Source organism: Streptococcus mitis (assembly GCF_002096925.1).
Taxonomy (GTDB): domain Bacteria; phylum Bacillota; class Bacilli; order Lactobacillales; family Streptococcaceae; genus Streptococcus; species Streptococcus mitis_AF.
On the sequence record NZ_NCVN01000019.1, the window covers coordinates 1 to 19,230 of the forward strand.

The window sequence follows — 19,230 nt, forward strand, 5'->3', positions numbered from 1 at the left end:
AACGGTATGATGGAATCTTTCTTTGGCATTCTTAAGTCTGAAATGTTTTATGGTTATGAGAATACGTTTCAGTCACTTGAACACTTGGAACAAGCCATTGTAGACTATATTGATTACTACAACAATAAACGAATTAAGGTAAAACTAAAAGGACTTAGCCCTGTACAATACAGAACTAAATCCTTCGGATAAATTAATTGTCTAACTTTTTGGGGTCAGTACAGAATACCTAGGTTTTTCTTTTTATTCTAGTATCCAACTCTTCGAAAAAGCGTTATAATGATAGTAAAGAGTGACTTGTTTGTAAGAAAGAGAGAAGGACGATGGCTTATATTGAAATGAAACACAGCTACAAGCGTTACCAGGTTGGGGATACTGAGATTGTGGCTAATCGCGATGTGAATTTTGAAATTGAAAAAGGGGAGCTGGTCATTATTCTTGGCGCTTCAGGTGCTGGAAAATCAACCGTTCTCAATCTCCTAGGAGGTATGGATACCAATGATGAGGGGGAGATTTGGATCGATGGTGCCAATATTGCCAACTATAGTTCGCACCAACGAACAAACTATCGTCGTGAAGATGTAGGTTTTGTTTTTCAATTTTACAATCTGGTATCCAATCTGACAGCCAAGGAAAATGTGGAGTTGGCCTCAGAAATCGTGACAGATGCCTTGGATCCAGAGCAAGTGCTCAAAGACGTAGGTCTGACTCATCGTCTCAATAACTTTCCAGCCCAACTTTCTGGAGGGGAGCAACAGCGAGTCTCCATTGCACGCGCGGTAGCTAAAAATCCTAAAATTCTCCTTTGTGATGAACCAACTGGAGCATTGGATTATCAGACAGGCAAGCAGGTTTTGAAAATCCTCCAAGATATGTCTCGTCAAAAGGGAGCGACGGTAATCATCGTGACTCACAATAGCTCGCTAGCTCCTATCGCAGATCGGGTGATTTACATGCGTGATGCCACTGTTATGAGAGTAACAATCAATGAGCATCCACAGGCTATCGATACATTGGAGTATTAGCATGAAAAAAACATACCGAAAAGACTTGCTCCAGTCGGTGACTGCTTCCAAGGGACGCTTTTTATCTATCTTGACCTTGATGATGCTGGGGTCTTTAGCTCTAGTTGGTCTCAAAGTGGCCAGTCCAAACATGGAACGTACGGCAGAAGATTATCTCCGTAAAGCAAATACCTTGGATCTGGCAGTGATAGCTGATTATGGCTTGGACAAAGAAGATCAGGACGAACTAAAGACCCTTCAAGGAGCAAGTGTTGAGTTTGGCTATATGGCAGACTTAACCGTTGAAAATAGTGAAGAAGCGATTCGACTTTATTCCAAGCCGGAGGGAATTTCAACCTTCCAAGTGACAGAAGGGCGACTTCCAGAGGCTGATGGGGAAATTTCCTTGGCAGATTTCTGGAAAGACCGCTATCAGATTGGGCAGGCTATCACCTTTAGCAAGACAGAAGAAGGGAAGCCCGTCATAAAATCCCAATCTTTCACCATTACTGGATTTGTTCAGTCGGGTGAGATGCTTTCTCAAGAAGACTTGGGAGGGGCTAGTAGTGGAAATGGAAGCTTGGCTGGCTATGGAGTGATTTTACCCAGTCAGTTTGACTCAGATGTTTATAGCATTGCGCGTGTGCGCTATGACGATTTAAAAAATTTGGATGCTTTTTCATCAGACTATAGAAGCAAACGAGATCAACACCAGGAAGACTTACAAAACTTGCTGGCTGATAATGGTCAAAAACGATTGGTAAGCATCAAAACAAATGGGCAAAAGAGCTTGGAAGATGGAAAAGAGCAGCTCCAAACAGCTGAAAGTAACTTTCAAAAAGGCAAGAGTCAGTTAGAACAGGCTGAAAGTCGATTGAAAACTCAAGAAGAACAAGTGACCGCTTTGCCTGAGCCTCAAAAGAGTCAATCCAAGGAGCAATTGACAAAAGCTAAGGAAGAATTGGCTACAGAAAAAGAAAAAATGGCTCAGACAGAGAGTAATCTAGCCAAGGAAAAAGAGAAGCTTGAACAACGCCAGAAAGAGCTTGATGAACTGGCAGAGCCTACTTACCATGTATACAACCGCCAAACCATGCCAGGTGGTCAAGGCTATCTCATGTACAGTAACGCTTCAGCAAGTATTCGTTCTGTCGGGAATATCTTTCCCGTGGTGCTTTTTATGGTTGCTGCAATGGTAACCTTTACAACTATGACTCGCTTTGTGGATGAAGAGCGTACCAATGCTGGTATTTTCAAGGCCCTAGGTTACCAGAATAAAGATATTGTTGCCAAGTTTGTCCTCTATGGTTTTCTTGCAGGAACTGTGGGAACCGTTTTAGGAACGCTTTTAGGACATTATCTCCTTGCAGGCGTGATTTCGGATGTTATAACAGCTGGAATGGTCGTTGGGAAAAGTCAGGAGTATTTCTATTGGTCTTATAACCTTCTTGCCCTGGCCTTAAGTTGGGTATCCAGTGTCTTGCCGGCTTATATAGTGGCACGGAGGGAATTGCACGATGAAGCAGCCCAACTTTTGCTGCCCAAACCTCCTGTTAAAGGATCAAAAATTTTGCTGGAACGCCTGAGTTTTATTTGGAGTCGTTTGAGCTTCACTCATAAGGTTACGGCGCGAAATATTTTCCGTTATAAGCAACGGATGTTGATGACCATTTTTGGAGTTGCGGGTTCGGTTGCTCTCCTATTTGCAGGTCTTGGCATTCAGTCTTCTGTGGGAGGAGTTGTCGATCGTCAATTTGAACAAATCCAGCAATACCAGATGATTGTAGCGGAAAAGAGCAGTGTAATGGAGAAAGAAAAAGTAGACCTAGAAAGTGCCTTGCAAGCTGAGCCTATCCATGCTTATCAAAAAATCTACTCTAAATCCATTGAAAAAGATTTCAAAGAAAAAGCAGGACTTCAGACTATCACTATAATGGTCACAAGCAGAGAAAATTTCAAACCCTTTATCGCATTAGAAGAAAATGGCCAAGAGGTGCAGGTCACAGATGGAGCAGTCGTAAGTCAAAAACTAGCTCAACTAGCAGATGTTACGGTTGGAGACAAGCTGGAGCTTGATGGAAAAGAAATCAGGGTTGCGGCTATTTCTGAAAACTATGTTGGACACTTTGTTTATCTCAACCGAGAAACTTATGAACAAGTCTACGGTACCAGTCCGAAAGACAATACCTACCTAGTAAAATTAAAAGAGCCAACACCATCCAATACGGAGAAAGAAGCTGCGGTCTTTATGAAAAAAACTGCTGTTTCTGGGGTGGTCCAAAATGCAACAGCTATCCACCTCTTTGAATCTGTAGCCAATTCTCTTAATAAAACCATGGCAATCCTTATCCTTGTTTCCGTCTTGCTAGCCATTGTCATTCTTTACAATCTCACCAATATCAATGTGGCAGAACGTATCCGTGAACTTTCCACTATAAAGGTTCTCGGTTTCCATAATAAAGAAGTGACTCTCTATATCTACCGCGAGACCATGGTGCTGTCCTTTGTGGGGATTGTTCTCGGTTTGGTAGCCGGTTACTATTTACATCAATTTTTGATTCAAATGATCTCACCTGCCACCATACTTTTTTATCCACGAGTCAGCTGGGGAGTCTATACTCTTCCAATCGTCGCAGTGACTGTGATCTTAGTCTTACTGGGTTTCTTTGTCAATCACCACTTGAGAAAGGTGGATATGCTTGAAGCCCTGAAATCAGTAGAGTAGGTCAAGTTTTTAAAAAGTAAATCAGTTGACAAAGTCTCTGCTTCTTGGTAGAATAAGAACTGTCGTAAAGACAAATAACTTCTTCTTGGTTACAGGCATGCCAACCTGTCACTCGGATGAAGCCAAATAAAAAGGAGAAACATCATGGCAATCTCAAAAGAGAAAAAAAATGAAATCATCGCACAATATGCACGTCACGAAGGTGATACAGGTTCAGTAGAGGTTCAAGTTGCTGTCCTTACTTGGGAAATCAACCACCTTAACGAACACATCAAACAACACAAAAAAGACCACGCTACTTACCGTGGGTTGATGAAAAAAATCGGTCGCCGTCGTAACTTGCTTGCATACTTGCGTAAAAACGACGTTAACCGTTACCGTGAGTTAATCAACTCTCTAGGACTTCGTCGCTAATCTTGCGTCTAAACCGTTTCTATACTTCGTTGACTTCGGCTCGATGTACCATTAGTACAATCTTCGCCTCGTCGCCTAGTCTATAAAAGGTTTATCCAGCAAGAATCATGATGCTAAGGGCGTAAGAAATCCGTATGAAAATAGGGAAACGACACCGTGTTCGATGAACACAAGGAGTTCCATCTTTTTCACTAGGATTTTAGCCTGAGCTCAAATCAGCTCTCTGACTTCAGAGGGCTTTTTTATTGAGGTTTTATCGGTCACAATTTTGGAGACTACAAAAACCTCAAATGGTATCAGCTAATTACACCATAAGGGTGCGTAGCTACTCGGCTTGAAAAGCCGAGTAGCTGTCTGCAAGCCCCTTCGGAGAGCCCACACTTTACGAAGTAAAGTATAGTATGTTATACTTTACATGGAAGTAGTCACCGAATTCCAGTTAGAAATTACTTTGTAACTACGTTTTGAGGAGGAGTAAAATGCTTTCCTATGTTCGAAATTACCCACTAGCGATAGCTAAATTAATGTGTCTGTGCTCTCCTAAAATCTGCTGATTTATTACTGACCAATACAGGAGGTTTTTTATGGGACAGACAATCATATCTGCTATTGGTGTTTATATTTCCACCAGTATCGATTATTTAATTATTTTATTTATTTTATTTGCACAGCTATCACAGAATAAACAAAAATGGCATATTTATGCGGGGCAATATCTAGGCACAGGCTTACTTGTAGGGGCGAGTTTAGTTGCTGCTTATGTCGTTAATTTCGTGCCTGAAGAATGGATGGTTGGATTGCTTGGTTTAATCCCTATCTATTTAGGGATTCGCTTTGCAATTGTTGGAGAAGGTGAGGAAGAAGAGGAAGAAGAGGAAGAAATTATTGAAAGATTAGAACAAAGCAAGGCAAATCAACTGTTTTGGACAGTTACATTGCTGACAATTGCGTCTGGCGGAGATAATTTAGGTATCTATATACCTTATTTTGCTTCGTTAGATTGGTCACAGACCCTCGTGGCGTTGCTTGTGTTTGCAATCGGCATAATTATCTTATGCGAGATTAGTCGGGTGTTATCCTCTATTCCGTTAATATTCGAGACAATTGAAAAATACGAGCGAATCATTGTGCCCTTAGTGTTCATTCTACTTGGACTATACATCATGTATGAAAATGGCACGATAGAGACTTTTCTGATCGTGTAGATTTTTTTCACTAGGATTTAATCCCAATCTCAAATCAGCTCTCTGATTTTCAGAGGGCTTTTTATGTTGTCACCTTATATCGATATACTCAAGTATTATCTTTGCTTATGCTTCCTAACACTGTATGGAAAAACCAACCATAATTTTTCTGATTTTAATTGTATTTTTTCCATAGCTTGTTACACAGTTGAAAATATGGTATACTTTTCATGAGAATTTTCTAAATTTTTAATATTCTATCAAAGGAGGTTTGCATGCTTTCCAAATTTTCTGGAAGCCGACAAGACCAGCAATTTGTGTTACTTTTAGTTATTTTGCTATGTATTTTAGGGATTTCTCTCTTTCTAGCAGTTTCAATGGGATCTGTTGCGATTGATCTAGGAGATACCTATCGGATTATTTTGAGCAGGTTGGGATTTCCTCTTGAGATAGGAGAGGTTTCCAAGTCCACTCTTGCCATTGTATGGAACATGAGATTCCCTCGAGTATTGTTAGGTCTGATAGTGGGAGCAGGCCTTTCTATGTGTGGAAGCGTGATGCAGTCCACAGTGAACAATCCCATCGCTGAGCCTTATGTCTTAGGAATATCTGCGGGGGCAACTCTAGGGGCAACTTTGAGCATCATTCTTGGTTTAAAAGTGATGATTAGCCTTGGAGCTTTTCTTGGAGCTATTTTGGCAACAATTGCTGTCCTCATCATTGCCTCTATGCAGGGAAGAATGACGACTTCTAGTCTGATTTTATCAGGAACGGTGGTCAATGCTCTCTTTCTGGCTTTTTCAAACTTTATTATCTCAGTCGGCGCTAATGCGGATAGTGTGATGACCATTAAGTTTTGGACCATGGGCTCGCTCGCGGGGACTTCCTGGGCAGACTTGGTCCTGCCAACTATAGTAGTAGGAATGGCCTTTCTATTTTTCTCTACCCAGTATCGTGTTTTTAATGCGATGATGATGGGAGATGAGGCTGCTTTAACTTTGGGGATTCCCTTACGCTTTTATTGGTATCTTTATGTGACCATGGTGGCTGTGCTGACAGCAGTATTAGTGGCAACCTGTGGGATTATTGGATTTGTCGGTCTGATTACTCCACATTTAGCTCGAGGGTTAGTAGGAACGAGTTACAAGAGGCTTTTTCCTGTTGCAACCTTGCTAGGTGCCCTCTTTGTCATTTGGGCAGATGTATTCTCTCGTATCATCATTCCAAACGCAGAGCTTCCTATTGGTATTTTCACAGCCTTGGTAGGTGCTCCCTTCTTTATCTACATTGTTGGAGGTAGGCGAAGGGAGGTGAGGGGCTGATATGGATTTGATTTGTCAGGACATCCATTTTGGATTAGGAAATAAAAAAATCCTCAAAGGAGTTTCTCTTAAGGTTGAAGGGAATCAATTTCACACGATATTAGGACCAAATGGAAGTGGAAAAACCAGTCTACTTAAACTCCTCTATCGTCAGGAAAAGGTGGACAAAGGCTTGATAAGCCTAGATGGAAAGCCTCTGGAACAATGGACGCTCAAAGAAACAGCCAAGCAAATGGCGGTTGTGACCCAGTTTAACCAGCTGCAGTTTGATTGTACAGTTGAGGAAATTGTCTTGCTGGGAAGAACTCCCCACCTCTCTTTTTTACAGAAGGAAAGGGAAAGGGATTTTACGCTCGTTCAAGATGCCCTCGTTAAGGTGGATATGCTCGAGAAGAAAACTCGTCTCTATTCGTCCCTGTCGGGGGGAGAGAAACAGCGAGTTTTGTTAGCCCGCGCCTTGGCGCAAGAACCGACTCTCTTGCTCCTGGACGAACCAACCAATCACCTGGATATCAAGTATCAGCTAGACTTGTTGGCCATTGTGAAGAATCTCAAGGTCAATGTTCTAGCTGTCCTACATGATATTCAACTTGCTTGTCGCTATTCGGATTATCTCTATCTAATGAAAGAGGGGGAAATCCTTTACCAAGGTACTCCAAAGGATACCATCACCCCTGAGTCATTGCAAACTGTATACGGAGTTCAAAGTCAGGTTACTTGGACCGAGGATCAGCAAGCTATGATTCACTATTTATAAGAATGAAAAGGAAAACAAGATGAAAAAAACACTAAGCATTTTACTCGTAACAGTAGCTACCCTAACCATGGCAGCTTGTGGCAATACTACTACAGAAAAAGCTACCACACAATCTAGCACAGAAACAAGTCAAAAGGCGAGCACAGAGACGACTTATCCACTAACGGTCAAAACCTATGACGCGAAAGGGAATGAAGTCGAACAAGTCTTTGACAAGGCACCTGAAAAAGTTATCACCAACAATCTTTCAACCACGGAAATCTTATTGGAGTTAGGCTTGAAGGATAAAATTGTTGGCATGCTCAATCCAGACAATGCTGTGACGGACAAATACAAGGATGCGATTGCGACGATTCCTCAAATTGGGGATAAAAAAACAGTCTCGCAAGAGACAGTCCTTTCTTATGAGCCAGACGCTGTGATGGGTCGAAACATGATGTTTTCTGAAAAATCCTTGGGGACAGTTAGCACTTGGAATGAAAACAAAATCCCAGTTTATGCGCAAAAAGCTTCTCTCTCAACAATTCAGCAAGATTTGGGGAATATCGTAGAAGATGTCAAAAATCTTGGAATGATTTTTAATGTTCAGGATAAGGCTAATGAATACGCAACCCAATTACAAACTAAAATTGACGCTGTTAAGAAAGCAAATCCAGCAAGTCAAGGTGAAAAGAAAAAGGCTTTGATTATGGTTGCTTATAATGATGAAACCTTCGGTGCCTACAAGTCTGCTTTGCAAGAAAGTTTGCTGAACCAACTTGGTTATACAAACGTTGCTACGGGGACATCAGGCTTGACTTTGGAAAATCTCGTGTCAATGGATCCTGAATTGATTATCTATGTAACCAGCGATCGCAATAAAAAATTGGATGAAAAAGCAGTAGAGTTGATGAAGGCAAATGCTGTTTTGGAAAGCGTTCCTGCTATTAAGAATCAAAAAATCATGACCATCTCTTACGATGAATTGATGGACTATGGTCCAGCAGTGATTGATTCCCTTGAGAAAATCAATGACTTTATCAATAAATAATGAGTTTGATTGGGAAGGAATTCAAGTCAAAATCAGCCTTCCTTCTAACTACGACCCCAATCAAACCTATCCAGCTATTTTATTGAATGATGGAAACTTGGATTTCCTATCGTCCCTTTCCGAATCTGTGATTTTAGTGGGCTTGACCTCTAAAAATCGCTTAGACGATTACACTCCCTGGAAGGCATCTGCTCTGAGAGATGGGGCTCCAGATTTTGGAGGTCAGGCCAAGGTCTATCATGATCATTTGTTCGAAGGTCTTTTAGACAAGTTGCAGTCGCTTTATCGCCTGGACGAAACTCGCCTTGCTTATGGAGGCTACTCACTAGGTGGTTTGGCGGCAGTCTACAGTCTTTTCAGCTTTGACAAGGTTTCCTGTGTCTTTTCGATCTGCGGTTCCTTTTGGTATCCTGATTTTGTGACTTACTGCAAGGAAGAAAATGTGAAAAATTTGGACTGTTTGCTGTATTTACAGAACGGTCAAACAGAAGGAATCAATCATAGCAATCGCTTGGCTCAAGCACCAGTCTATGCTGAGCAGATCCATACCAGTCTTCAGAAACGCTATCCGAACGGTCAATTTGTCTTTGATCCTTATGGGCACCATGAACAAGTAGCTGAACGATTTCTAGCTTTTTCTAGCTGGTTGGCTCAAAAATGGAAAATCGAATAAAAGATTTATCCCTTGGCTTTTGCCAAGGGATTGTTGTATTTAACTAAGTTTTTCTCTTTTCTTATCTGGATTCCAGATAAAGCTTGCGATGAAGCTAAAGATGATGGTTAGGATAGCGAGGATAATGGCAAGGATGAGAGCAGGGATGCGGATAAACCACCAGAGTGGGTTTGGTTTTTTATCATTGTGCCATTGTTTCGTTTCTTGGTCCAAACGTTGGAATTCTGCTTGAATGCGATTGGCGACTGTTTCAATGCCTTCATCATTCATTTTCTTGATATCTGAGATATCGATTGGATTTCCAAAGTTCATATCGACACGCTCACGGCTAACCAAGCCTTTCAAGGTCATGGGACCTGTGTAGGTAACCGGCATGATACGGACCTTGGCCATTTTGGCAATCAGAGCTACGCCACCTTTTACATCGTTTGAGTGACGGCTCCCACTTGGAAACATGATGAGAGAGCGATCACTTTTTTTAAGGACGTTGATAGGGTATTTGATGGCTGAGGCGCTAGGATTTTCACGGTCGATAGGAAAAGCACCGCACATACGAATCCACCAACCAAATATACGGTTGGCAAAGAGTTCTTTTTTGGCCATAAAGATAAATTGTTTTGGCTTGGTCGCAAAGGCCATGTAAACAGGATCCCACCAGGTACGGTGAGGGGCAACCAGAATATAATTTTCATCTTGATTAGGAATTTTATCAGTATTATGATAGTGGGCATTGCCATTGATGGACCATAGGAGCAATACAACCAATCCACGTAAATAAGTATAAAACATGCGATCTCCTTCGATTATTTTCTTGTTATTATTATACCTTATCAAAGGAGGGCTGGCAAACTTTTCCCTTGACTAGGTGCAGATTTAGGATGAGATTAGAATTCTGTAAAAAAAAATGATATGATAGAATTTATGGATAAAAATAAGATTATGGGATTAACCCAAAGAGAAGTCAAGGAAAGACAGGCTAAGGGCTTGGTCAATGATTTTACTGCTTCGGCCAGTACCAGCACTTGGCAAATCGTTAAACGAAATGTCTTTACCCTTTTTAACGCTTTAAACTTTGCCATTGCTTTGGCACTAGCCTTTGTGCAGGCTTGGAGCAATTTGGTCTTCTTTGCTGTTATCTGCTTTAACGCTTTTTCTGGAATTGTGACCGAGCTGCGGGCCAAACACATGGTGGACAAGCTCAATCTCATGACCAAGGAAAAGGTCAAGACTATTCGTGATGGTCAGGAAGTTGCTCTGAATCCTGAAGAATTGGTGTTAGGAGATGTCATTCGTTTATCTGCAGGAGAGCAGATTCCCAGTGATGCCTTGGTTTTGGAAGGCTTTGCGGAAGTCAATGAAGCCATGTTGACGGGGGAAAGTGATTTGGTGCAAAAGGAAGTGGATGGCTTGCTTTTGTCAGGAAGTTTCTTAGCCAGTGGGGCAGTTTTAGCTCAAGTTCACCATGTTGGATCTGATAACTATGCTGCCAAACTCATGCTGGAAGCCAAGACCGTTAAACCAATCAACTCTCGTATCATGAAATCGCTGGACAAGTTAGCAGGTTTTACTGGAAAGATTATCATTCCTTTTGGTCTAGCTCTCTTGCTAGAAGCCTTGCTTTTAAAAGGCCTGCCTCTTAAGTCATCTGTTGTAAATTCGTCGACAGCCCTTTTGGGGATGTTGCCCAAGGGAATCGCCCTTTTGACCATCACTTCGCTTTTGACTGCGGTTATTAAGCTGGGCTTGAAAAAGGTCTTGGTGCAGGAGATGTACTCTGTTGAGACCTTGGCACGCGTGGATATGCTCTGTTTGGACAAGACGGGCACCATCACCCAAGGAAAGATGCAGGTGGAGGCTGTTCTTCCTTTGACCGAAGAGTATGGAGAGTCAGCGCTTGCTAGCATCTTGGCCAGCTATATGGCTCATAGTGAGGATAAAAATCCAACAGCTCAAGCCATTCGCCAGCGTTTCCAAGGTCAGGTAGTCTATCCTATGCTTTCCAATATTCCCTTCTCTAGCGACCGCAAGTGGGGAGCCATAGAGTTAGAAGGTTTGGGGACAGTTTTTTTAGGGGCGCCTGAGATGTTGCTGGCTTCTGAGGTCCCAGAAGCCAGAGAGGCTCTAGAGAGAGGATCACGTGTCTTGGTCTTGGCACTCAGTCAGGAGAAATTAGACCATCACAAGCCACAGAAACCATCTGATATTCAGGCTCTGGCCCTGCTGGAAATCTTGGATCCGATTCGAGAGGGAGCGGCAGAGACGTTGGACTATCTCCGTTCTCAGGAAGTGGGTCTCAAGATCATCTCTGGTGACAATCCAGTTACGGTGTCCAGTATTGCCCAGAAGGCTGGTTTTGCGGACTATCATAGCTATGTAGATTGCTCGAAAATCACGGATGAGGAATTGATTACTATGGCTGAGGAGACAGCTATTTTCGGACGTGTTTCCCCTCATCAAAAGAAACTCATTATCCAAACACTGAAAAAAGCGGGGCATACAACAGCTATGACAGGAGACGGAGTCAATGATATTCTCGCCCTTCGTGAGGCGGATTGTTCTATCGTGATGGCGGAAGGGGATCCGGCGACGCGTCAGATTGCCAATCTGGTTCTCTTGAACTCAGACTTTAATGATGTTCCTGAGATTCTCTTTGAAGGTCGTCGCGTGGTCAATAACATTGCCCATATCGCCCCGATTTTCTTGATAAAGACCATCTATTCTTTCTTGCTCGCAGTTATCTGTATCGCCAGTGCTCTTCTGGGACGATCTGAGTGGATCTTGATCTTCCCTTTCATTCCGATCCAGATTACCATGATTGACCAGTTCGTGGAAGGTTTCCCACCATTCGTTCTGACTTTTGAGCGAAATATCAAACCTGTTGAGCCAAACTTCCTCAGAAGATCCATGCTTCGTGCTCTACCAAGTGCTCTTATGGTCGTCTTCAGCGTGCTTTTTGTGAAAATATTTGGAAGTAGCCAAGGTTGGTCTGAGTTAGAAATCTCAACTCTACTCTATTATCTCTTGGGGTCAATTGGTTTCTTATCCGTATTTAGAGCCTGCATGCCATTTACCCTATGGCGTGTCCTCTTGATTGTTTGGTCAGTAGGAGGCTTCCTAGCCACAGCTCTCTTCCCAAGAATTCAAAAACTGCTTGAAATTTCAACCTTAACAGGACAAACATTACCTGTTTATGGTGTCATGATGTTGGTCTTTACCGTGATTTTCATCCTGACTAGTCGCTATCAAGCCAGAAAATAAAGAAAGGCTGCAATCTGTGGATTGCGGTCTTTTTAGGTACAAGATTGCCAGCTGAAATGTGGTATAATAAGAGGTAATAGAGTTTTGGAAAGTGAGAGAAGATGATTTCAAAGAGATTAGAATTAGTGGCTTCCTTTGTTCCCCAAGGGGCTATTTTACTAGATGTGGGGAGTGACCATGCTTATCTGCCTATCGAGTTGGTCGAAAGAGGACAAATCAAAAGTGCCATTGCAGGTGAGGTTGTGGAAGGTCCCTACCAATCTGCAGTCAAAAATGTTGAGGCTCACGGCCTAAAGGAGAAAATCCAGGTTCGTTTAGCCAATGGCTTGGCAGCTTTTGAAGAGCCTGACCAAGTGTCGGTCATCACCATTGCAGGTATGGGTGGTCGTTTGATTGCTAGGATTTTAGAAGAAGGCTTGGACAAGTTAGCTAATGTAGAACGATTGATCCTCCAGCCCAATAATCGTGAAGACGACTTGCGCATTTGGTTGCAAGACCACGGATTTCAGATTGTAGCAGAAAGTATCCTAGAAGAGGCTGGCAAGTTTTACGAGATTTTGGTGGTGGAAGCAGGGAAAAAGAAGTTATCAGCTAGTGATGTTCGCTTTGGACCTTTCTTGTCCAAAGAAGTCAGTCCAGTCTTTGTCCAAAAATGGCAAAAAGAAGCTGAGAAGCTAGAGTTCGCCCTCGGACAAATACCAGAAAAAAATATAGAGGAACGTCAAGTTCTAGTAGATAAAATTCAAGCCATCAAGGAGGTGCTCCATGCTAGCAAGTGAATTGATTAAAGCGTATGAAGCCTTTTGCCCTCAGGAATTTTCAATGGAGGGAGACAGTCGTGGCCTGCAAATTGGAACTTTGGACAAGGATATCCAAAGGGTTATGGTGGCTCTGGATATTCGTGAAGAAACTGTATCTGAAGCCATTGAAAAGGGGGTGGACTTGATTATCGTCAAGCACGCGCCAATTTTCCGTCCCATCAAGGATTTGGTAGCCAACCGTCCACAAAATCAGATTTACATTGATCTCATCAAGCATGACATCGCAGTTTATGTCAGCCATAGCAATATTGACATCGTTGAAAATGGCCTTAATGACTGGTTCTGTCAGATGCTAGGTATCGAGGAGACGACTTATCTGCAGGAGACAGGTCCTGAACGTGGGATTGGACGTATTGGAAATATTCAGCCTCAGACATTTGGGGAATTGGCCCAGCATGTCAAGCAAGTCTTTGGTCTAGATAGCCTTCGATTGGTGCATTATCAAGAGACTGATTTGCAGAAGCCAATTTCAAGAGTGGCCATCTGTGGTGGTAGCGGGCAGTCTTTCTATAAGGATGCTTTAGCTAAAGGAGCGGATGTCTATATCACTGGTGATATTTACTACCACACTGCTCAGGATATGTTGTCTGATGGCTTGTTGGCATTGGACCCAGGTCACTATATCGAAGTGCTTTTTGTAGAAAAAATTGCAGAGCTTCTTAATCAATGGAAAGAGGAAAAAGGCTGGACTATTGATATCTTACCTAGTCAAGCATCGACCAATCCTTTCCACCATATCTAGTTAGAAGGTGAAGACAATGAAAAAAGTTGCCATTATTGGAGCAGGGATTGTAGGTGCAACAGCTGCCTACTACCTCTCGAAAGAAAGTGATCTAGAAGTAACAGTCTTTGATCATGGACAAGGTCAGGCTACTAAGGCCGCAGCAGGAATTATCAGCCCCTGGTTTTCCAAACGCCGCAATAAGGCCTGGTACAAAATGGCGCGCTTGGGGGCTGACTTTTATGTGGATTTATTAGCAGATTTAGAGAAGTCAGGACAAGAAATCGACTTTTACCAGCGTTCGGGAGTCTTTCTCCTGAAAAAGGATGAAACTAAGTTGGAAGAACTCTATCAACTAGCCCTCCAGCGTAGAGAAGAATCTCCTTTGATAGGGCAATTAGCCATTCTGGACTCAGCATCAGCTAATGAATTATTCCCTGGCTTGCAGGAATTTGATCACCTGCTCTATGCTTCTGGTGGAGCGAGAGTAGATGGCCAACTTTTAGTGACTCGTTTGCTGGAAGCCAGTCACGTCAAGCTGGTCAAAGAAAAAGTGACTCTGATACCTTTAGCATCAGGTTACCAGATTGACGAAGAGGTGTTTGATCAGGTTATTTTGGCGATGGGAGCTTGGTTGGGACATCTGTTAGAGCCTTTAGGTTATGAAGTAGATGTTCGTCCCCAAAAGGGGCAACTCCGAGATTATCAACTTGCCCAAGACATGGAAGCTTACCCTGTTGTTATGCCAGAAGGGGAGTGGGATTTGATTCCTTTTGCAGGTGGGAAATTATCCCTAGGCGCTACTCATGAAAATGACATGGGATTTGATTTGACGGTAGATGAAACCTTACTCCAACAAATGGAGGGGGCAGCCTTGCCTCACTATCCAGTTTTAGCTAGAGCGACTTCAAGAGCTGAGCGTGTGGGAATCCGTGCCTATACTAGTGATTTCTCACCTTTCTTTGGGCAGGTGCCAGAATTAGCAGGTATCTATGCTGCTAGTGGACTAGGTTCATCAGGCCTCACAACGGGTCCTATCATTGGCTACCATCTAGCTCAACTGATTCAAGGCAAGGAGTTGACCTTGGACCCTCTAAACTACCCAATTGAAAACTATGTCAAACGAGTAAAAAGCGAATAATACTCAATGAAAATCAAAGAACAAACTAGGAAACTAGCTGCAGGCTGCTCAAAGCACTGCTTTGAGGTTGTGGATAGAACTGACGAAGTCAGCTCAAAACACTGTTTTGAGGTTGTGGATAGAACTGACGAAGTCAGTAACATATATATGGCAAGGCGACGTTGACATGGTTTGAAGAGATTTTCAAAGAGTATAAGCATTTTACTGAAATTTTATCCTACCCTCTAGGATGGCAAATGACATTCCCTATCAAAAATGGTAAAATAAGAAAAAATAATCCGAGAATCGAGGAAAAAAGATGCAAGAAAAGATTTTGGTAACGGGTGGAGCAGGTTTTATCGGAACCCACACTGTTATTGAGTTAATCCAAGCAGGTCATCAGGTTGTTGTGGTGGATAACCTTGTGAATAGTAACAGAAAAAGTTTAGAAGTTGTTGAGAAAATTACAGGAGTTGAAGTGCCTTTCTATGAGGCAGATATCCGTGATACAGATACTCTTCGTGACATTTTCAAACAAGAAGAACCAACTGGTGTCATTCACTTTGCTGGCTTGAAGGCTGTCGGTGAATCTACCCGTATTCCTCTTGCCTACTATGACAACAATATCGCTGGAACTGTTAGTCTTTTGAAGGTCATGGAAGAAAACAACTGTAAAAACATTATTTTCAGTTCTTCTGCGACAGTTTACGGAGATCCTCATACAGTGCCAATTTTGGAAGATTTCCCACTTTCAGTGACCAATCCATACGGCCGTACTAAGCTTATGCTAGAGGAAATTTTGACCGATATCTATAAGGCGGACTCAGAATGGAATGTGGTCTTACTTCGTTATTTCAACCCAATCGGAGCTCATGAGAGCGGAGATTTGGGAGAAAATCCAAACGGTATTCCAAACAACCTCTTGCCATATGTGACTCAAGTAGCCGTTGGAAAGTTAGAGCAAGTGCAAGTGTTTGGAGATGATTACGATACGGAAGACGGAACTGGTGTTCGCGATTATATCCACGTTGTCGACTTGGCTAAAGGTCACGTTGCAGCTCTGAAAAAAATTCAAAAAGGTTCAGGCCTAAACGTTTATAACCTTGGAACAGGTAAAGGCTATTCTGTTCTTGAAATTATCCAAAACATGGAAAAAGCAGTGGGACGTCCAATTCCTTACCGTATCGTAGACCGTCGCCCAGGGGATATCGCAGCCTGCTATTCAGATCCTGCAAAAGCCAAAGCAGAACTGGGCTGGGAAGCAGAATTAGGCATCACCCAAATGTGTGAAGACGCATGGCGTTGGCAAAGCAAGCATCCAAATGGATTTGAAGACTAAGATGGTGATGTCAATCATTGTCCCCTGTTTAAACGAAGAGGAAGTACTTCCTCTTTTTTATCAGGCTTTGGAAGCTTTACTTCCAGATTTGGAAACAGAAATTGAGTATGTCTTTGTCGACGATGGATCGAGCGATGGGACCTTGGAACTCTTAAAGGCCTATCGGGAGCAAAATCCGGCAGTTCATTATATTTCTTTCTCTCGAAATTTTGGCAAAGAAGCAGCTCTCTATGCAGGCTTACAATATGCGACAGGAGATTTAGTGGTGGTGATGGATGCAGACCTCCAGGATCCTCCGAGTATGTTGCTTGAGATGAAAAATTTACTAGACCAGAATGCAGACTTGGACTGTGTAGGAACACGGAGAACTAGTCGGGAGGGAGAACCAGTTTTACGTAGTCTCTGCGCTAATCTCTTTTACCGCCTTATGCAAAAAATTAGTCCAGTAGCCCTGCCGTCAGGTGTCCGTGATTTTCGCATGATGAGAAGATCTGTAGTGGATGCCATTTTAGCTTTGACCGAGTCTAATCGTTTTTCGAAGGGACTCTTTGCCTGGGTCGGCTTTAAAATCCACTATCTGGACTATCCAAATGTCGAAAGACAGGCTGGCAAGACCAGTTGGAGTTTTAGGCAACTCTTTTTCTACTCTATTGAAGGGATTGTTAACTTTTCAGATTTTCCCTTGATTATAGCCTTTGTGGCTGGTCTCCTATCTTGTTTTATTTCTCTGCTTATGACCTTTTTTGTTGTAGTTCGGACTCTCATTTTGGGCAATCCGACATCAGGTTGGACCTCTCTGATGGCTGTTATTCTCTTTCTTGGTGGGATTCAACTCTTGACCATTGGGATTCTCGGCAAGTATATCAGTAAGATTTATCTAGAGACTAAAAAAAGACCACTTTATCTCGTCAAAGAAAAAAGTGACCTTCCTGATTTTACAGAAAAAAATAAAGAGAAAAGACTATAATTTTGCATGGAAATATGCTAAACTAGAAGGAGTGGAACGTTCTTATCGATGTTAGAGTTAATCTTTAATCAAGGCACGTGTTGGACAGTTTCTAACAGCTTCTACGACGTCCTGACTAGGAGAGATTTCTTTTTCTAGTTGGTCAGGGTCATCGTAAAAACGCACGATTCCATTATCGTGGTAATCAAATAATTCAGAATAGGTTTGGCAAAGCCCACAGGCAATGCAACGTTCAGGTATAAGTGTGATTTTCATATTTATATTGTAATAAGAAAAGTAAAAAAAAACAAGGAGTAAGGTATGGCAAAAGAACCGTGGCAAGAAGATATTTATGAGAATCAAGAAGAAACAAGATCAGAACGTCGTAAGAGAGAACAAGGTGGAGGAGTGCTGGCTAATCGTATCTTGACTATTTTAGCAAGTATTTTCTTTGTGATTGTAGTCGTGATGATTATTGTTCTGATCTATCTTTCATCGGGTGGGAGTAATCGCACAGCAGCCTTGAAAGATTTTCACGATTCAGATACAAAAGTAGAGCAAGTTTCTTCTACTTCTAGTAGTAGTTCAGAGCAGGCATCTTCTAGTTCAGAGGAGAAGGTAGAAGAGTCATCTAGTAGCTCAGAACATCCAAATGATCCAGAAGGGACTACAAAAGTTATGGCTGGAGAAGGAGAAGCAGCCATTGCCGCTCGTGCAGGAATCTCGATTGCTCAGTTAGAGGCTTTGAATCCTGGGCATATGGCTACAGGATCTTGGTTTGCAAATCCTGGAGATGTGATTAAGACTAGATAGGAGTCATAAATGAAGACGATTCAAATTGCTATCGATGGTCCAGCTTCAAGTGGCAAGAGTACGGTCGCAAAGATTATTGCCAAGGATTTTGGTTATACTTACCTCGATACAGGTGCCATGTATCGTGCAGCGACCTATATGGCTCTCAAGAACCAATTAGGAGTTGAACAAGTTGAAGAACTCTTAGACTTATTGGACCAGCATCCAATCAGCTTTGGGCGCTCAGAAACTGGAGAACAACTTGTCTTTGTAGGAGATGTGGATATTACCCATCCTATTCGTGAAAATGAAGTGACCAATCATGTTTCAGCTATTGCAGCAATTCCTGAAGTACGTGAGAAACTAGTTTCTCTCCAACAAGAGATTGCCCAGCAAGGTGGGATTGTCATGGACGGTCGCGATATTGGAACGGTTGTATTGCCACAAGCAGAATTGAAAATTTTCCTAGTAGCTTCGGTAGATGAAAGAGCAGAGCGTCGTTACAAGGAAAATATTGCCAAGGGAATTGAAACAGACCTTGAAACCCTAAAAGAGGAAATTGCTGCGCGTGACTACAAGGATAGTCATCGTGAGACTTCACCTCTCAAACAAGCAGAGGATGCTGTCTACCTTGATACAACTGGTTTGAACATTCAAGAAGTAGTTGAAAAAATCAAAGCAGAAGCTAAAAAAATGCATGTCCTAGGGACAGGAGAAGAACCTGAGACAAAATAGTTCTCAGCCACAAAAAAACTAGAGATTTCCAATTGCGGAACTCTAGCTTTTTAATTTTGAGTCGTTCTCTTATTGTATTTGAGGAGGTTATTGGCCATAAGTACCAAACCTATGTCAATTCTCACTTGACACTTCCCTCTCAGATTACATCTCTTGTAACCCAAACAAGCCTTTATCTGCCCAAAGACAGGTTCCACATCAATCTTGCGTTGAGTGAAAATCTGTCTACCTTCGGGAGATAAAAGCGCCTGACATTCTTTAGCTTTCAAGTTTTAATAGCGTTCGTTCATATATAGTCCCTTTTGAGGGGCTGATTCAGGTTCATCAGCGTAGTAAACCTTGATTTCCTGTTGAAAGTCCGTCTGTGTTTTCTGATGTTTGATATGGTG

19 protein-coding genes and 1 pseudogene are annotated in these 19,230 nt (G+C 42.3%); 17 read left to right on the plus strand and 3 right to left on the minus strand.

Annotated features, from left to right (window positions below):
- The 9 genes from B7692_RS05025 to B7692_RS05065 all read left to right on the plus strand — a co-directional run.
- On the plus strand, positions 1–192 hold a 192-nt coding region (locus B7692_RS05025), incomplete at its 5' end, for an IS3 family transposase (RefSeq protein WP_142360024.1).
- A 131-nt stretch (positions 193–323) separates the two neighbouring features.
- Complete coding sequence (locus tag B7692_RS05030) at positions 324–1,025, plus strand: ABC transporter ATP-binding protein (RefSeq protein ID WP_084930100.1); 702 nt, start codon at positions 324–326, stop codon at positions 1,023–1,025.
- Positions 1,021–3,729, plus strand: a complete 2,709-nt coding sequence (locus B7692_RS05035) for an FtsX-like permease family protein (RefSeq protein ID WP_192855475.1) — start codon at positions 1,021–1,023, stop codon at positions 3,727–3,729. Before B7692_RS05030 ends, B7692_RS05035 begins: the two co-directional genes overlap by 5 nt.
- Before the next feature lie 144 nt (positions 3,730–3,873).
- A complete protein-coding gene (gene rpsO, locus B7692_RS05040; RefSeq protein WP_001018251.1) occupies positions 3,874–4,143 on the plus strand; it encodes a 30S ribosomal protein S15 in 270 nt (89 codons plus the stop codon).
- Between the two features lie 584 nt (positions 4,144–4,727).
- A complete protein-coding gene (locus tag B7692_RS05045) occupies positions 4,728–5,348 on the plus strand; it encodes a CadD family cadmium resistance transporter (RefSeq protein WP_084930102.1) in 621 nt (206 codons plus the stop codon).
- 254 nt (positions 5,349–5,602) lie between these two features.
- Positions 5,603–6,649 (plus strand): FecCD family ABC transporter permease, encoded by a 1,047-nt coding sequence (locus B7692_RS05050; RefSeq protein ID WP_084930103.1) that lies wholly within the window; start codon positions 5,603–5,605, stop codon positions 6,647–6,649.
- Position 6,650: 1 nt separating this feature from the next.
- Positions 6,651–7,406, plus strand: coding sequence for an ABC transporter ATP-binding protein (locus tag B7692_RS05055; RefSeq protein ID WP_084930104.1), 756 nt, complete (start codon positions 6,651–6,653; stop codon positions 7,404–7,406).
- Positions 7,407–7,425: 19 nt separating this feature from the next.
- Positions 7,426–8,436 carry an ABC transporter substrate-binding protein gene (locus tag B7692_RS05060; protein WP_084930105.1) on the plus strand — a complete coding sequence of 337 codons (1,011 nt, stop codon included), beginning with the start codon at positions 7,426–7,428 and terminating at the stop codon, positions 8,434–8,436.
- A complete protein-coding gene (locus B7692_RS05065; protein ID WP_049546486.1) occupies positions 8,417–9,109 on the plus strand; it encodes an alpha/beta hydrolase in 693 nt (230 codons plus the stop codon). Before B7692_RS05060 ends, B7692_RS05065 begins: the two co-directional genes overlap by 20 nt.
- Positions 9,110–9,148: 39 nt before the next feature.
- Here the strand turns inward: B7692_RS05065 and B7692_RS05070 are convergent, their stop codons facing one another.
- Positions 9,149–9,898, minus strand: a complete 750-nt coding sequence (locus B7692_RS05070) for a lysophospholipid acyltransferase family protein (protein ID WP_070482290.1) — start codon at positions 9,896–9,898, stop codon at positions 9,149–9,151.
- 132 nt (positions 9,899–10,030) lie between these two features.
- Between B7692_RS05070 and B7692_RS05075 the strand changes: the two genes are divergently transcribed.
- The 6 genes from B7692_RS05075 (at position 10,031) to B7692_RS05105 (ending at position 17,335) form a co-directional block, all read left to right on the plus strand.
- The gene (locus B7692_RS05075) at positions 10,031–12,367 is read left to right on the plus strand and encodes a cation-translocating P-type ATPase (protein WP_084930111.1); all 2,337 of its coding nucleotides are present in this window, start codon (positions 10,031–10,033) and stop codon (positions 12,365–12,367) included.
- A 101-nt stretch (positions 12,368–12,468) separates the two neighbouring features.
- The gene (locus B7692_RS05080) at positions 12,469–13,146 is read left to right on the plus strand and encodes a tRNA (adenine(22)-N(1))-methyltransferase (protein WP_084930106.1); all 678 of its coding nucleotides are present in this window, start codon (positions 12,469–12,471) and stop codon (positions 13,144–13,146) included.
- Positions 13,133–13,930: a Nif3-like dinuclear metal center hexameric protein gene (locus tag B7692_RS05085; RefSeq protein WP_084930107.1), complete on the plus strand. Its 798-nt coding sequence runs from the start codon at positions 13,133–13,135 to the stop codon at positions 13,928–13,930. The genes B7692_RS05080 and B7692_RS05085 overlap by 14 nt, the downstream gene beginning before the upstream one ends.
- A gap of 16 nt (positions 13,931–13,946) precedes the next feature.
- Positions 13,947–15,050 carry an NAD(P)/FAD-dependent oxidoreductase gene (locus B7692_RS05090; RefSeq protein WP_084930108.1) on the plus strand — a complete coding sequence of 368 codons (1,104 nt, stop codon included), beginning with the start codon at positions 13,947–13,949 and terminating at the stop codon, positions 15,048–15,050.
- A 298-nt stretch (positions 15,051–15,348) separates the two neighbouring features.
- On the plus strand, positions 15,349–16,368 hold the full coding sequence (gene galE / locus B7692_RS05100) for a UDP-glucose 4-epimerase GalE (protein WP_045605967.1): 1,020 nt from the start codon (positions 15,349–15,351) through the stop codon (positions 16,366–16,368).
- Position 16,369: 1 nt separating this feature from the next.
- Positions 16,370–17,335, plus strand: coding sequence for a glycosyltransferase family 2 protein (locus B7692_RS05105; RefSeq protein ID WP_084930109.1), 966 nt, complete (start codon positions 16,370–16,372; stop codon positions 17,333–17,335).
- Between the two features lie 57 nt (positions 17,336–17,392).
- On the opposite strand, the gene B7692_RS05110 is transcribed toward B7692_RS05105, so the two are convergent.
- Positions 17,393–17,590 carry a ferredoxin gene (locus B7692_RS05110; RefSeq protein WP_004235080.1) on the minus strand — a complete coding sequence of 66 codons (198 nt, stop codon included), beginning with the start codon at positions 17,588–17,590 and terminating at the stop codon, positions 17,393–17,395.
- 45 nt (positions 17,591–17,635) lie between these two features.
- Between B7692_RS05110 and B7692_RS05115 the strand changes: the two genes are divergently transcribed.
- Together B7692_RS05115 and cmk are read left to right on the plus strand one after the other, a co-directional pair.
- Positions 17,636–18,127, plus strand: coding sequence for an SAG1386/EF1546 family surface-associated protein (locus tag B7692_RS05115; RefSeq protein ID WP_023946238.1), 492 nt, complete (start codon positions 17,636–17,638; stop codon positions 18,125–18,127).
- A gap of 9 nt (positions 18,128–18,136) precedes the next feature.
- Positions 18,137–18,841, plus strand: a complete 705-nt coding sequence (gene cmk / locus B7692_RS05120) for a (d)CMP kinase (RefSeq protein ID WP_084930110.1) — start codon at positions 18,137–18,139, stop codon at positions 18,839–18,841.
- Between the two features lie 50 nt (positions 18,842–18,891).
- Here the strand turns inward: cmk and B7692_RS11510 are convergent.
- Positions 18,892–19,230: pseudogene (locus B7692_RS11510) on the minus strand (transposase); the annotation flags it as partial.

Excerpts from the sequence above, each read along its gene's own strand:
- B7692_RS05030 (WP_084930100.1), top strand. The coding sequence starts at position 324 with ATGGCTTATATTGAAATGAAACACAGCTACAAGCGTTACCAGGTTGGG.
- rpsO (WP_001018251.1), top strand. The coding sequence starts at position 3,874 with ATGGCAATCTCAAAAGAGAAAAAAAATGAAATCATCGCACAATATGCA.
- B7692_RS05045 (WP_084930102.1), top strand. The coding sequence starts at position 4,728 with ATGGGACAGACAATCATATCTGCTATTGGTGTTTATATTTCCACCAGT.
- B7692_RS05050 (WP_084930103.1), top strand. The coding sequence starts at position 5,603 with ATGCTTTCCAAATTTTCTGGAAGCCGACAAGACCAGCAATTTGTGTTA.
- B7692_RS05055 (WP_084930104.1), top strand. The coding sequence starts at position 6,651 with ATGGATTTGATTTGTCAGGACATCCATTTTGGATTAGGAAATAAAAAA.
- B7692_RS05060 (WP_084930105.1), top strand. The coding sequence starts at position 7,426 with ATGAAAAAAACACTAAGCATTTTACTCGTAACAGTAGCTACCCTAACC.
- B7692_RS05065 (WP_049546486.1), top strand. The coding sequence starts at position 8,417 with ATGACTTTATCAATAAATAATGAGTTTGATTGGGAAGGAATTCAAGTC.
- B7692_RS05070 (WP_070482290.1), bottom strand. The coding sequence starts at position 9,898 with ATGTTTTATACTTATTTACGTGGATTGGTTGTATTGCTCCTATGGTCC.
- B7692_RS05075 (WP_084930111.1), top strand. The coding sequence starts at position 10,031 with ATGGATAAAAATAAGATTATGGGATTAACCCAAAGAGAAGTCAAGGAA.
- B7692_RS05080 (WP_084930106.1), top strand. The coding sequence starts at position 12,469 with ATGATTTCAAAGAGATTAGAATTAGTGGCTTCCTTTGTTCCCCAAGGG.
- B7692_RS05085 (WP_084930107.1), top strand. The coding sequence starts at position 13,133 with ATGCTAGCAAGTGAATTGATTAAAGCGTATGAAGCCTTTTGCCCTCAG.
- B7692_RS05090 (WP_084930108.1), top strand. The coding sequence starts at position 13,947 with ATGAAAAAAGTTGCCATTATTGGAGCAGGGATTGTAGGTGCAACAGCT.
- galE (WP_045605967.1), top strand. The coding sequence starts at position 15,349 with ATGCAAGAAAAGATTTTGGTAACGGGTGGAGCAGGTTTTATCGGAACC.
- B7692_RS05105 (WP_084930109.1), top strand. The coding sequence starts at position 16,370 with ATGGTGATGTCAATCATTGTCCCCTGTTTAAACGAAGAGGAAGTACTT.
- B7692_RS05110 (WP_004235080.1), bottom strand. The coding sequence starts at position 17,590 with ATGAAAATCACACTTATACCTGAACGTTGCATTGCCTGTGGGCTTTGC.
- B7692_RS05115 (WP_023946238.1), top strand. The coding sequence starts at position 17,636 with ATGGCAAAAGAACCGTGGCAAGAAGATATTTATGAGAATCAAGAAGAA.
- cmk (WP_084930110.1), top strand. The coding sequence starts at position 18,137 with ATGAAGACGATTCAAATTGCTATCGATGGTCCAGCTTCAAGTGGCAAG.